At 36.7% G+C, this 15174-nt stretch carries 12 protein-coding genes; 1 reads left to right on the top strand and 11 read right to left on the bottom strand.

Going from position 1 to position 15174, the window contains the following annotated elements:
* Positions 1-735 precede the first annotated feature (735 nt).
* From CTER_RS08510 to CTER_RS08550, 9 genes are all read right to left on the bottom strand, one after another.
* The gene (locus CTER_RS08510; protein ID WP_004624833.1) at positions 736-1674 is read right to left on the bottom strand and encodes an alpha/beta fold hydrolase; all 939 of its coding nucleotides are present in this window, start codon (positions 1672-1674) and stop codon (positions 736-738) included.
* Between the two features lie 43 nt (positions 1675-1717).
* Positions 1718-2509, bottom strand: coding sequence for a TetR/AcrR family transcriptional regulator (locus CTER_RS08515; RefSeq protein ID WP_004625078.1), 792 nt, complete (start codon positions 2507-2509; stop codon positions 1718-1720).
* Positions 2510-2782: 273 nt separating this feature from the next.
* Entirely contained in the window at positions 2783-4390 is a 1608-nt protein-coding gene (locus CTER_RS08520; RefSeq protein ID WP_200859458.1) for a BCCT family transporter, read from the bottom strand.
* Positions 4391-4535: 145 nt separating this feature from the next.
* A complete protein-coding gene (locus CTER_RS08525; RefSeq protein ID WP_004624971.1) occupies positions 4536-5975 on the bottom strand; it encodes an FGGY-family carbohydrate kinase in 1440 nt (479 codons plus the stop codon).
* 27 nt (positions 5976-6002) lie between these two features.
* Positions 6003-6782, bottom strand: coding sequence for an SDR family oxidoreductase (locus CTER_RS08530; RefSeq protein WP_004624992.1), 780 nt, complete (start codon positions 6780-6782; stop codon positions 6003-6005).
* Between the two features lie 20 nt (positions 6783-6802).
* The gene (locus CTER_RS08535; RefSeq protein ID WP_004624916.1) at positions 6803-7771 is read right to left on the bottom strand and encodes an electron transfer flavoprotein subunit alpha/FixB family protein; all 969 of its coding nucleotides are present in this window, start codon (positions 7769-7771) and stop codon (positions 6803-6805) included.
* Positions 7772-8566 carry an electron transfer flavoprotein subunit beta/FixA family protein gene (locus CTER_RS08540; protein WP_004624869.1) on the bottom strand — a complete coding sequence of 265 codons (795 nt, stop codon included), beginning with the start codon at positions 8564-8566 and terminating at the stop codon, positions 7772-7774.
* A 1-nt stretch (position 8567) separates the two neighbouring features.
* Positions 8568-9839 carry an MFS transporter gene (locus CTER_RS08545; RefSeq protein WP_004625075.1) on the bottom strand — a complete coding sequence of 424 codons (1272 nt, stop codon included), beginning with the start codon at positions 9837-9839 and terminating at the stop codon, positions 8568-8570.
* Between the two features lie 110 nt (positions 9840-9949).
* On the bottom strand, positions 9950-11428 hold the full coding sequence (locus tag CTER_RS08550; protein ID WP_004624904.1) for an FAD-binding oxidoreductase: 1479 nt from the start codon (positions 11426-11428) through the stop codon (positions 9950-9952).
* Between the two features lie 253 nt (positions 11429-11681).
* Between CTER_RS08550 and CTER_RS08555 the strand changes: the two genes are divergently transcribed.
* Entirely contained in the window at positions 11682-12401 is a 720-nt protein-coding gene (locus CTER_RS08555; protein ID WP_004624987.1) for a MurR/RpiR family transcriptional regulator, read from the top strand.
* Positions 12402-12868: 467 nt separating this feature from the next.
* Here CTER_RS08555 and CTER_RS08560 read toward each other — a convergent pair whose 3' ends face one another.
* Both CTER_RS08560 and CTER_RS08565 read right to left on the bottom strand, forming a co-directional pair.
* Positions 12869-14125, bottom strand: coding sequence for a HEPN/Toprim-associated domain-containing protein (locus CTER_RS08560; protein WP_004625044.1), 1257 nt, complete (start codon positions 14123-14125; stop codon positions 12869-12871).
* A 219-nt stretch (positions 14126-14344) separates the two neighbouring features.
* Positions 14345-15172: a hypothetical protein gene (locus CTER_RS08565; protein WP_004624830.1), complete on the bottom strand. Its 828-nt coding sequence runs from the start codon at positions 15170-15172 to the stop codon at positions 14345-14347.
* Positions 15173-15174 lie beyond the last annotated feature (2 nt).

The following is a 15174-nucleotide window of genomic DNA, read 5'->3' on the forward strand; positions in this document are numbered from 1 at the left end:
CTTTAAATTCTACTTTTATTAAATCACTTTAAATTCTATTTTTTACTAAAATCACTTTAAATTCTACTTTTTACTTGTTCTACTTTAATCTTCCAATTAATTCTAACATAAGCTATAAAATAGTTAAAGTGGTTTTGGTAAAATCTTTTTACAAATACTACCGAAAACCACTTTATTTTACCTTATTCTACCTTATTTTTGACTATTTTTCCTTATTTTACCTCATTTTTCCTTATTTTTCCTTACTTTATTGTTTATGTTATACTTTTTACAACCTATGCGGGTAATTTCATCAAAGAATCTATTACTGTCCATTTCCTATTCCTCCTTTACATTTTTAAAATAAAAACTGTATCTCATCTTTTGAAATACAGTTCTGCGTTCTATTTGGTGAAAATTCAACTGTGGCTTCACTTGTGATCTCTCCGTTCTTAAACCGGGAAATGCCCCGGAAATAAGGAAAGTGGCTGCACATCAATGCAACCGCTAATGCAAATTGAATATTCATTTGCATGTTTATGTGTTTGATTTATTATCATTAATAATCTTATGGAATTTAACTTTTTCATACCCATACTGTCATATCACAAATCATTCTATGGTATCAAATCCAGTGTATCGCGTCGCATGCTTTACGGAACCTCTCTTGTGGGTTTGACTAAACGAATGAGTATTTGATATGAAAAAGCCGTTAATTTATATAGGACTTGTTCGCATTATTTGTACTATAAAAAACTATTTATGCATTAGGAAATTGAGTTCATAAACAGCTTCCATTACCCTATGCGGATGACATTGAGGAATCATATGCCCAATATGAGGTATTACTATCAATTTAGATTCAGGTATATCCCTGTTCAACCTGTGTGCCTGCTCTACAACTCCAAACGGATCTTTCTCTCCCACTACAATAACCATTGGAACTTTGATCTGTTTATACCTGCAATGGATTTCTTCTGCTGCCGGAGCAAATGCCAATACATCTTCTCTGTTTGCTTTGAATTGGCCCGGTCTAAGCCAAAATAAGAAGGTGTCTTCTCTATAAGCCGGAGAAATCGGATCAGGATTGAAAGTAGCCTTCAGCATACCTTCAGCCATAATTTTGCCCAGCGGAAAGAGTAAGGTATTGAGAATGAAATCACCTATAATCGGAATGCTGATAATCGTTGATATTGCATCTCCATTTGCTGCAGGATATCCTTCCTTATATGCAGCTGCCGATAGTGTTATAATGCCTGAAATCTCATCTGGATACAGTAATGCATATGCAAGAATCATGGTTCCACTCCAGGAATGTCCGGCTATAATTGGTTTTTGAACATCTAACTGAGTCAGTGCATCATGTATTAGTACAGCTTGCTCAATAGGTGTCATTTTCTTGTCTTTATATCTTTGGCTATACCCATACCCCGGGCGGTCAAATGAAATAGCATGATATCCCTGGGCAGCAGCCAAATCTATCACCTTTTCAAAATCATTACCTGTCAAAATGCCGCCATGTATAAAAACCAAAGGTTTTCCATCACCTTTGCTAATATAATGCAGCTTTATATCACCAACATTTACAAAATTCCCTTTGGGTGGAAACAGCAATACTTTTTTAAACTTATGCTGATTGTAAAAATATAATGTAGCCACTAAAATAATGATGACGCTTACAACAGTAATCAACATTTTACTCCTCCTTTCTATTCACCATCTTGTCAGTAGATTTTTTTTACAGATATCTATCTTGGGGTCCGATTCCATGCCACAGCAACTCTGCAACAGCAGATGAAACCCTGTCAAATAAAACACCCGATGGATTAATAAGCCACATAAGCACAATACCATTTATTAATGCATGAAGCGATACAGCCAATGCCTCACAATCCAATTGCTGATTAATTAGTTTTTTTTGTTGCAGCTGCTTTAAAACATTTGAAGTCTCTAAGAACAGGTTGGCAAAAGAATCACTTAATTTCTCTTGCACTGCTTTCTCACTATTAGTGGAAACAAACTGTAAAAAGAGTCTTGGCAATTCTCCGGCATAGTCCTCACAGGATTTAAGTTCTGACTCTACAAGTGATTTTATCGCATCAAGTTGATTAGCAGAAGCGAATGCAGTATTAAATTTTTCACCTATATTATTAACAAGCTGTTTCAAGCTGCGGTCACAAATTGCAAGGTATAGGTCACTTTTATTGGAAAAATGCCAGTAAACCGCTCCTTTACTTAATCCTGCATTGCTCGCTATTTGGTCTAGCGAAGTTCCTTCATACCCATTTTTCGCAAACATATGGCTGCCTGCATCCAAAATCTTCGTTTTTGTATCCGGTATGGCATATTCTTTTGACATTTGCTCTTTATATAGAATCGACCTCATTTTATCCTTGCTGCCAAAGTATCTTCGAACCGTAGTCCAATGATCTCCTGTTTCTTTAGAAATATCAGCAAAAGTAATTTCATCATAAGAATTAAACTGCAATAAGTTTATTGCTGCATGCAATATCCGATCACCAGAGTTCATTATAGCACCTCTTCAGAAAGACATAATATGATATTCACATACCGATCAGTATGTGAATATCATATTATATATTAATGGCAATTGCAAGTAATAAAATGGATCACAGCGTCCTGGAAATAAATAAAGCTGCTACTTCTCAAATTCTATAACTAAATCGGATACAAACTCAATGAACTGATTTATTTCACAGTATTTGGGCGGTATAAAGTGCACAAAAAAGTATCGCAAAATACTTTTTAAAGTAGTTGCGATACTTTTTTTATTGTGGATAAATTAACCCAGTATATTTTCTTTTACTGCTTTATCAGACATAAGAGCTTTCTTTGTGTCAGATTTAATGGGAATACCGTCCTCAGTATAGTCCTGCTTGAACGTATCGTACTTTTTGGGATTGAGTGCTACCTTTATTAGTGAAACACATATCATTATCTCCAGCAGAAGTGCCGGTCCACCTCCAAGGTTTGAAAGCATTTTTATTCCATTTACTCCCGCTGATGAAATCATAACCCATGTAACAACTCCAATTATTGCACCCCAGAAAATCTTCATTTTAAAGGATGGCTCGGGATCCTCTTGTGATATGCCTGTTGTACTCATTCCTCCAAGTGTTGTCGTATATGCATCTGAACCCGTTACATATGACAGGAACATACATCCTATAAATACAGGGATTATTATATATGCTATTGGATAATGATTAAAAAATTCATAAACCCCAAACTCAGGACCAGCTCCAATGGCTTCCATCAAGTTGCCCTTAGTAAGCTCCATTTTAATAGCAGCACCACCGAAAATTGTCATCCATGCGATATCGAACAGAGCAGGTAAAACAAACGTAACAATAAGTGCTTTTCTGATTGTTTGTCCATAAGAGATCCTTCCAAGGAACATTCCTGATATTGGCGCCCACGCTAACCAGTTGCACCAGTAAAAAATTGTCCACCAACCTGCCCATGGATCGTTTGCTGCCGCACCGGTAAAGCAAGCTTTGGTAAAAAATGTCTGAAGATGATTTGCAAAGGCTTCAACACCTATATTGAGCATGAAAAAAGTAGGACCAACTATAAATACAAATACAGCGAGAATCAAAAATATTATGAAATTAATCTCTGATAGTCTTTTTATTCCATTAAAAATACCTGTTATTGATGATATAACAAAGGTTGCAACAATTGCAATATCAACCATAGCCCATAATAAGGCCCCTGTCTGAATTCCTGTTAAATATTTAAGCCCCCCGGCAATTGACAGCACACCTGTCCCCAGAGATGCCGACATTCCTGCAATAAGTGCATACATACATACAGCATCAATTCCTTGGGCCCATTTCCCAAGAATTTTATTCCCAAAAACAGGAGTTAAGGTGGATGCAAGTGTATACGGCTTTTTCATATTGTAAAAAGCAAATGCAAACATGATAGTAGGTACTGCGTAAATAGCAAGAGGCAAAAAACCCCAGTGAATAAACAGTGTTGACATAGCAAAAACAGCTGCTTCCGGGCTTTTCGGCGATATGTGGAGAGACTCAGGAGGAGTGTTCAAATGATATATGGGTTCTGATGTTCCCCAGAACAAAATACCAATAGCAATTATGCTGGTTAAAGTAATGGAGAAATATCTTACATCATCCAGCATTGGTGCCGCATCACGTCCTCCTATTCTAACATTTCCAAACTTTGAAAACATTATATAAACAATGACACCCAACATTATTAATACTCCAAGGCAAAAAGCCCAGGAGAAATTACCCATAAGCTTTTCATTTGCATAATTAATCATTTTTACAAAATGTTCCTGGTCAATAAAGTTATATACACATGCCGTTATAAACAGTATAACCGGCGGCCAGAAAGCAATAGGTCTTATTTTTTTGATAATAATCCCTCACCTTCGCAAATTTGTCTCTTTCCACAGTGATGTATTATAACGCCTTAATTCAAAGAGGCGGGAGGTATGCTCACCGCCTTAAAACCGTAAGTGGAACCCGCCATTTATAAAAGCGGGGGACATTTTCCTGCCTTGTAATTTATTTGTTGTGCAATATCTCGTGTGATGTTCTGAGGAGTTGGTCTGTATAATCTGAAATTTTGCTATAGACCTTCTCATTAATTTCTTTATACCGTGCAACATTTTCTTTAATCGGGTAAAATGTATCCCTGCGTTTTACCATATGCTGAATGGCATCCTGTCTGTCCTTGTAAACACCTAAAGCCAGAGCCGTACAGATAGCAGCGCCCATACTTGCAGAGCCATTAATAACATTTCTGTGAGCAGGAACTCCATAAACATCAGCAAATATCTGCATAAACAGGTCACCATTTGATCCCCCGCCACTGACAATAATGCTTGTCAGCGAAACGCCTCGTTCGTCGCACATTGCCTGTGTATGGTTTTTCATTGTCATGGCTATGCCTTCCAAAACAGAACGGAACATATGTGATCCTTTATGATTTCCGTTAAAACCTATCATCATTCCTCTTTCATGTAAATGAGTAGGTCTCGCCAGCCAATGAAGTACTGTATATAATCCATCACTTCCAGCAGGTAAATCGGCTGCAATCATCTCAAGATAAGCTTCCGGCGACATACCTTGCTCTGCTGCTGCTGTCACAATATCACTTCCAAGCAGATCCTTAATCCATGTTACTGTTGCCATGCCTCGGCGTATTCCATTACTTTCATAAAGAAATTCACCAGGTGTTGCACCAGGATTAGTCCAGTAATTCAAAGTACCTTCACTATTCTCTTCTCCAACCATCATTGAAGTAATATATGTTCCAAGAGATACCAGCACTGTTCCATCATCCACAAGCCCTGCACCCAGACCTTCAACTGCCTTGTCATTAGCTGTAGCAACAACCGGCGTTCCGGCAGGAATACCGGTAGCCATAGCAGCTTCATCTGTAACATGCCCTAAAATACTAGCCGGGTCCACTAACTCGAACAGCATTTCTCTTGGTGTAGTATAGGTCCTGAATTTCTCTTCATCCTCAAACCAGTTCAAGGTTTCTGGATCAATAGGCCACGGACCCACATAGTTAGCTCTTGTATCCCTTGCTTCACCTGTCATTCTATAGGTCAGATAACCGGTAGTCGTGGTGACATATCTGACATTGTTATCATCATGTTCATATGGTTTTGACAATCGAAGATCCATCCAGCTTTGAACAGGTGATGCTAAACTGCCGTCTTTCTTAACCAGAGCACGACAACATCTGATGGATCCCAATCCAACGCCGATGATATCCTTCCTGTCACCCGTAAATCTTTTCAGAGCCTGCTGGCATGCTTCCTTCAAGCTGTCCCACAGGTCATCTCCCGGATGTTCTGCCCTGCTGTCACCGTACAGATTCATAGGCTTAAGCTTGACTGTATGTGAACAAATTTCTGTTCCAACGGTATCAAACAAAGCAACCTTGGTACTTTGAGTACCACCATCTATAGCAATAATAAATTTATTTTCCATAAGATACCCTCTTTACATTAATTGATACTATCTCATTAAATAGCCACCATCTACTGTTACGGTAGTGCCATTTACATAATCAGATGCACGGCTGGCGAGGAAAATGGTTGTACCCATAAGGTCGGCAGTATACCCCCAACGATTTGCAGGAATGTGAGCTAGAATCTCTGCGTTACGTTTTTCGTTCTTTCTGGTCATTTCTGTCATTGGTGTTGCATAATATCCCGGAGCAATAGCATTAACCTGTATATTCCATTGAGCCAATTCATCGCACATTGCCTTAGTTAAGCCTACGATACCATGCTTTGTTGATGCATAGGCCGGCGACCATTGTCCTCCCAAAAAGGAATAAAGAGATGCTATATTAATTATCTTCCCGCTTTCCTGTTTAATCATGTATTTGCAGGCCTCATGAATCATTTCAAAGGCTGCTGTCAGATTAATGGAAATCATTTTATCCCATTCTGTTCTGGTATATTTGGTAACATCCTGTACATTTATACTTATCCCAGCACAATTAATGAGTATATCAATGCTTCCCCATGTATTAACACATTCATCTACAATTCTCTTGCACTCACCATCTGCTGTAATATCTGCCACCATAAATTTATATTCTACACCGCAAGCTTCAACCAGAGCACGTGTAGATCCGTCATCATCTGCAAGGCTTGGAACAAGTACGTTTGCACCTGCTTTTGCTAAGGCAGTGGTAAAAGCCTGGCCAAGTCCTCCATTTCCACCGGTTACAATTGCATTTTTACCCTTCAGAGAAAAGAAATCCATATTAAAATCTGATAGCTTCATAGTATTTTCCTCCATATTTATTAATTATTTTTTCCCTCATTCTGATATCGCATCGATTCTAGAATTCTCTCAGTCAAAAGATCAACAAAAAGTAATGCATCACCTTCTACAACAATATCAGATAGACTGCAAATGGGTGCGTTAATATTGGTATTAACCGAGATGATACAATCTACATTTTTTAATCCTTCCACATGCTGAATAGCCCCATAAATGCCAAGTGCTATATATAGCTTCGGACTGACAGTTTTACCCGATTGTCCAACCTGAATACTACGTGGAGCAATCCCCTTGTCAACGATTCTCCTGCTGGCTGCTACATGTCCCTTCAGAACTTCAGCCAAAGCCTCCAGGCGGTAAAAATCTTTTCCTACTCCTCCACCGCCGGAAACCAATATGCTGCTTTCTCTTATATCATACGATTGAGGCTTTTCATAAACACGTACTTGCCTTATACCTGCTTTTTCATATGACAAATAATCAAACTCCACAAGTTGGGTTTGCTTATTTTTATTCTGAGTGTATTTGAACACATTTTGGCGTACGCTCATCATTACAGGTCCATTGCTCTTGTTAACGATGCCAGCCATAAGTCTGTTGCTGAATACAGGCCGAACCATTTCAATGTTATTTTCCTTATGACGTATTTCAGTGACATCTGCTGTCAAACCTGTTTGCAGCCTTACCGCCAATCGTGGTGCAAGAATTCTTCCGCACCAGGTTGCTGGAATTAAAATAACATCAAAATTATATTGTTTATGAATATCGGAAATAGCATTTGTTATTTCTTTTACGTTGTATTGTTTAATATTCTGGGCATTTACCTGAATTATAAAATCAAAAAAACCATGAGCTTCCAGAGGAGAATAATTGATGGCCACACCATACGATTCCCAGTGCTCATCTGGATACATCTGGCGCGCAACCTCCAAAAGCTCTATACTGTTTTGAATCTGTTCAGAATCCAGAAAGATAAGACATTTTTTCATTTAGATAAATCCCTTTTCCTTTAGATAATGGAACACTGTCTCAACACCGTCATTATCAGCTTTGACCAATGTCCTGTCTCGTTTTTCATACTGCTTGGCGTAAGTTTCAACAACCTGTGTTAGTGAACCTTTTAATCCTGTCTGGTCTTCATTTAAGCCTAAGTCTTCTCTGCCAAGTATATATATTGATGACTTTACATCTCTGTTTATCTCACCTTTCCGGACATAAGGAAGCTTATAACCGCTTTCCCTTGTCAAGCTGAGAACTGCCGGTAATGATACCTCATAAGTAACATAAGTCTGATCATTATCCACATCAACATATGCAAAATCTTTGTTGAATTTTTCTATATCAACCAGAGTAATACCTGACATTTGATTTAAGCCAAGCCATTCACCCAATTGAGCGGGGACATGAGCCGTGTCCCCGTCAACAGCGTGGGTGCCGGTAATGATACAATCATAATGCTGACCCAGCAAATATCTGGAAAGTACCTTGCTGGTAACATAGGTGTCACTCCCTGCAAAGGCTTTATCTGATAAAATTACTCCTTTATCCACACCAAGCCTTAGTAAATCCTCCATGTGAGGAATTATTTTCTCCGGTGCCATAGTTACCACTTCAACAACTGTACCAGCCAGTTTCTCCTTAACCTTTAATGCAAAAGCTACTGCACATGCATCGTCCGGGTTAAGTGTCAGGCGCATATCTTCTCTTATAAGTTTATTATTTTCAAAGTCATATCTGAAGTTATCTACATCGGGTACAAACTTCACAACACATATAAGTTTCATATTATTGAGCCTTTTTCTCATTACTGTTTAGTTTGGCATAAACAGTTAATATTGCAATACCCAGCAAGCCTAATACTGCGCTGACAATGAAGTAAGCATTATAACCGCCCTTATCACCAAATGTAGCCCAAAGAAAGCTGTTTAACTGTGGCAGGATAATATCTGGAAGGTACCCGATAAATGAAATAACTCCAATTGCTGTTCCCATCATTGCAGCTTCAATTTTGGACATGCCCAAAAGCGACCAATATGTGCCACGAATCATATAAAGGAAAATTCCCAAAGCTACCATAATAACAGGGAAAAGTTTCGCAGCTGAAACAGGTGTTAAAGCTGAAACTATCAAAAGAGCTGCAGCTGCTCCTATAGCAATTTTGATAGTAGTAGGACGACCTATTTTATCAGCAAGGAACCCACCGATAAAGCCACCTACAGGACGCATCCACAGAACTATTACTGTAATGGTACCAACCGAAACCGCATTAATACCTATATTGGTTTGAAGGAATCCGCCAATATAATAAACTGTCCAGAATACTGCATATCCCATAAAAATTATTCCGCCCATCAGATATACATATTTATTTTTAAGCAGCTTGCCAACATCTTTAAAGTGGAACTTTTCGCCTTCAACTTCCCCTTTGTTCTCTGACATAGCAGCAAGCTTCTTGTCGCTATCAACAAAAATAGAGATCAGAACAGCAACAATGAATACTATTGCAGAATATACATAAACAACGGCAACCAAAGCAGATCTTTTATCAGGAAGGGCTTCACTGGTTCCAAGAATAGCTGCAAAAACGGCCAGGCCTATACTTGCCATTACTGCTTCGACAACACCTCTTCCACCGTCAAGAATTCCAAAGAAACGACCTTCTTCACTAGCTTTCGCCAGCATCTTGACAATCTTCATATGTGCACTCCAGAAAGTAAATACTGAGAAAATGCCCCACAAGAAGAATATAATGTTTACCGATGTATGATCTGGTACTTGAGCAAACCAGAAGCCGCAGAGTGAAGTACCAAATAATGATATGGTTATGAGTTTTTTCACAGATATCTTATCTGCAATTATTCCGCTAGGAATATAACCAATAACATATGCAATACCCAACATTGAATAAAAGTTGTTTAATTGTACCTGACTTAAGTTGAATACTTCAAGAATAGTGACCTGATAGTTTGTTCTCAGATAAATAACCGGATAAATTGCACCAGCTGCCAGAATAATTAGGAAAAACTGAAAATACCGTTTAAAATTACTCTTTTCCATAAGCCCTCCTAAAAAATTTAAAGGATTTTCTCTTTAACTCCTACTACGCACTTAAAGAGAGTGGTTGATGAGTTGCACTGTTACTTACTGTTACTTACTGTTACTTACTGTTACTTAATGTACTTCTTTATTCCCTCTTCCTGAGGAAAAATTGTACCGTAATTCATAATGCCCTTGGGATCAAAGGCTTGTTTCAATTTTTCAAGCATATAGTATGCTGTTCCGTGTTCCATCAGAGTCCATTCACTGCGATATTTTCCAATCCCATGATGGTGGCACATAGAACCTCCTGCTTTAAGAGTTTCTTCAACGATAATCTTCTGGATTGGATGATGATAAATAATCATTTCATCCTCAGGAGCACAATGTATATCATAGTTATATACAAAGTACATATTGGTACCGTTAATATAGCTATGGGAAGAATGGCCTCCCAGCATTGTAATATCGTGAGCTCTTGAAAAATCATTTCTGACACGTTCTATTACGTTATAATATATCTTTGGAATGGTTTCCCAATCTGCTGAAATCTCTGTTGTAAATCCAGAATGGCTGTCATTCTCAATCATGCCCTCAACCTCATCATCTATATCCTTCTGAGACCAATTCAGGTGATTAAACCAATCCTCAATTAATTGGCCGTCTACTTGCTTAACCACCCCATCACTGAATTTTGCAACAGCTTCCTCTATAGCGTCACCGGTGGCTTGCACTATTCCTTTAGGTCCTTCAGCCAAAAATACCAGTACACATTTGTTTTCATAAAAATGATAAAAATGCTGAGCTGCATCTTCCTCTGAGTAAATTCTGGACACTGATGGCTTGAAGCCATTTACAATGACTTCCCTTAAAATCTTGATACCCGTATCAATATCCTTCACAAGGTAGCCGTAGAATTTATTATTCTCAGGGTAATATCGGAATATCTTGATTGTTACCTCGGTTATGAAGCATAAAGAACCTTCATTTCCTATGGCGATGTGTCGGATATCAGGGCCTCCAGCTCTTCTTGGTATGTTTTTTATGCGCGAAATGTGACCATCAGGAAATACACATTCAAGGCCTGCTACCATATCTTCAATACCACCATACAATGTAGAAAATTGCCCTATACTCCTTGTGGAAACCAGACCTCCTAATTTTGCTACTGGTTTTGATTGAGGTGAGTGTCCAGTTGTAAAACCTACTTTTCTAAGCTCATCTTCCAGGTCTTGAAGGGCAACACCTGCCTGAACTGTTGCTTGAGCATTGTAAGTATCAATATTAATAATCTCATTAAGGTTAAGTGCGTCTATAACTATGGTGTTTTCTTTCCAAGTTTCCAGACCGCCTTCGGTAGCTGTCTTCCCACCTCTCGGAATAACGTTGATTCCATGTTCGTTACAGAACATAAGCAGCTTGCTGACTTGCTCAGTATTTTGGGGATATACAATTGCAATCGGACTTGGCACATCCAATACCTTTTTAGCCTTGGCATACTTCTTATACCTGTCGGCAGCAGCATCATAAAGATCATCTTCATTAATGTTGATTTGATCCGGTGAAAGCATACCTGCTAATGTTTTGAGTATCATATCAGTGTTCAACATAACTTCCTCCAATTTGTTTCTGTATAAAAAAAATAGCCAAAAAAGATAATATTAAGTGCACTATTTTTGTATATTATTTATGATCATGCTTTGATTATATATACAGTTACGCTAAATGTCAATTGAAAAATCGGAAAATTTTCTATTTTATTATTTTTTCTATGTCGTAATCGGAAAATTTTCCACTTAGATTTACAATGCATGCTCTTAATGATAAAATAACCTTTATCAAATCAATCTGAGGTGTGTCAAAATGATTAATGTTAATTTAAGTGTTCTAAATCCTTTAGAGCAGCAAATTTACGCAAAGCTTTATGATTACAGCAGACAACATTCCAATATACGAATCTCAGAAGCTGCAGAATTGTGCGACTGCTCTGTTTCAAAAATATCTAAATTTGTAAAAAAACTTGGATTTGAAAACTATAAGCAATACTTGGATTTCCTATATGCAAGAGAAATTTCCTCCAAAGAGCCTTCTGATGAATTAACAAGGATTTCAAAATTTATTGACGGATTTGATGAAAAAAAAGTTGAAGAGCTAATTACTCTTATTGAAGCCCATGATAAGATTATTTTATTTGGATATGGGCCGTCACTTATTTGTGCCCAATATTTTGAGTATCGGTTAAGAACAGTAACAAATAAGGTAATTTTCGCTGTCGCTGATGAAATATCCATTTCATCAATATCAGATGAATCTACCTTGCTTATTCTGCTTACGGTAACTGGTAAGTTTCATACCTTTGAAAGTATATATAATGCTGCAACAGCAAAGTCTTGTCAAGTTGCTATGGTAGTCGAAGAATATAATACTGACCTGTTTAAACAGTGTGACCATATTTTCTGGCTTTCCAAGTACAATCAGCCTAATGACTTATTGCCTTATGAAAAATCACGGACAGTTTTTTTTATTTTTCTTGAAGAGGTGATTCAGAATTTAATGAGAAAGAACAAGGCTGCTATTGAATAGGCGTCTTGCATAGTATCTCCCCTGAGTTTTTTTGTATAAAAAAGACTCAGCAAAGGTCTTGTTTTGCACCTATAAACTTAGTCTTTGATTTCAGATTATTTTGTTTTGATAATTATAGAATATATCTACAAAAGCCCTTAGTTTAATTTTTTCTGGTTGAAGCATATCTACGCCACATGGAACTTCTATACATTCCCATCACCCATTAATTCTTCTTTACAGCAATCGTATTGATAACAGCCTGCTCTTTTATTAGTACTCATTTTTAACCATTAATCATTTACTGTTGCAATAGGACTACCGCCTCACAATGCCTTGAACGGTCAAAAAACGCTGGTATCAAGTCAGGGCTAAATTTTATTGGGTAAGCAATACCTATCTTCCCCAAATCTTAACCTTTTATCGGACGTTATATAAAATCCAATATATTGCTATCCATTATATGGATAATTGGAAGTCTTCCACCTTCATTTCATAAACGCATAAAAAATAGTATTAAGCAATAAATCCATCTCCTTCCAGTCTTCAAAATCTTTTATTCCATCTTGATTAGCTGCTTCTACTTTTCTATCGAACTTCTTTTGAACTTCGCCCTTCTTTGTAATTTCACCTTGATAAGTATATATTTTATCTATGTAACCTTTCCACATGATTGGAATCAAGCTTCCATTTTCAGTTAAAGCATCTCTTCCAAGGTATAACTCTATTGAGCAAGCCTTTCCGTTTATATCAACACATTCGTCTTCTGTTGGGCCAATAGTGGGGTAGCTTTTAGCGAGCTCAATATATGGCAGTGTAATAATTCTACAATTAGTTGGAAGACATATATTTTTCAGCATTTCTATTTCTAAACGTCCTGTTGCATCATTATCATATAATGCAATTATTTTGTTTTGAATGCCAGCTCCTATAAAGGCCTTGACATAATGTGTTAAGAAATTAGTGCTGCCTTGTACATTGGCTCCAGAAAAGTCTATAAATGAATAGTATTTTTTCATATAAGGATATAAGATTCCCATAGATTTTGATAATACATCTGCGTCATATTTTCCTTCAGTTAGAATAATTGTTTTTGATGCACAGAATTCATCTTCTTCTGGAAACTCATTGCACCATCCACCATTGAATAAACTTGTATATTCCAACACAATTTGCGTTTTAGGTTCAAAAGCATCCAACAAAACTCTAAATATTTCCCATCGGGAGGTATATTCAAAATAGATGCCGAAGAAATGCTCATTATGTTCAAATGGTAAAGAGTCAAGTACAATCCGATCTGCAACAGATAGACGTTTCCTTTTACGCTGTCTTTCCAAATTTGTATATTGGCATTTCTTTGTAAAACGGTCTTTTGATAATATAAGTGCATACCGCTTTGCTGCTGAACACCATTTATCAAAAGTAAATTTTCTTCTTATGGTTTTACTGTCATATGAGTGATACTTCTCATCAAAATATTCATCAAGATATTCGATCTCTTCTTGTTTACTTTTCTCAAATGAATTTCTCGCGGCTTCAACAGTAAAGCCTAAACAATCCAAGCACTTTTTAGCACGTTCGACTGTTGTAATATAAGAATAATTAGTATAAGGTTCACCATCATCGTCAGTACTTTCTTTAACACAGCGGTCTTCAGGGCAAAATATAGTCAATAAATCGCCAAAGGTGTTTTTATATGATAAAAATGAATATGACCCAATACTAATGCTTACAATTTCACCCATATATTAATTATCTCCTATGAAGAATTTAAATTTCTAATTATTAGCCCAATGGGAATGTGGATATAATAGGAAGTTAACGTATTCATCCGCGACATTCCTGAGCCGGACTTACAATCCCTTTCTTCCTGTGTCAGTTTCCCACTTCATGCTAAAAAAACAGAGCCGAAATAATGTACTTAAAAATCAATATTTAATTGCTATCTTATATTCGTAGTTTTATTACCCTATTTTTAAACTTTTAATTCTGTATTCTTTATCACAAACAACTTCAATTTCTGTACCCTTACAACCAAAGACAAGTATTAATTTTGAGTTTTTCTCTTCAAATCTCTTTAAATATAAATCTTTAGATCTTTCTCTTATTTTATCAGCAATATCCCTACGTAATATTTTAAACTTAGCTTTATTTAAACAAGTTATAATAATTCTATCAATATCAATTCCTAGTTTATATGCTAATGCCATTTTAACCATATCCCAAGTTAAACCAGAAGCAACTGTTGCAGATAAAAAAGCAATAAATTCTTCACTACTTCCACTTGCCCCACCATCGAATCTACTTATCTTCTCGGTTACTACATTGTAATCAAGGTGTTTTTCATTAAGGACTTGTTTTACTACATCAAAATCAATAACCCCACCTCCTCCTTCTGATAAGCTCAATACATAGCATTCATCAAAAGCTATTTCCTCCAGCTTACTGAGATTATTATAGTAAATGTTTACTTCACCTACTTTACTAGCGTTAACAAAATCATCACAAATTTTTAGTACTTTATTAATAATATTCTCATGTTCAACAGATTGGTAACCTGCATTAAATATCAAACTTATTTCAATATAGAAGTTATTATTGAAATTATAAAAATTAAGACTTGCCCAATCACCTTTAGCTCGTAAAATTTTACTATATAGGTTTTCAATATCGTTATCAGTTATACTTAAGGTATTATATTGGGAGCTATATGCACTAGATTTTTTAATTTTTAAATCCTTACCAGAAAAATCAGCAGATTCAATAAATAATTCAAAAAATATATTGGGCATTG

Origin of the sequence: Ruminiclostridium cellobioparum subsp. termitidis CT1112 (genome assembly GCF_000350485.1) — a bacterium.
Classification (GTDB): domain Bacteria; phylum Bacillota; class Clostridia; order Acetivibrionales; family DSM-1351; genus Ruminiclostridium; species Ruminiclostridium termitidis.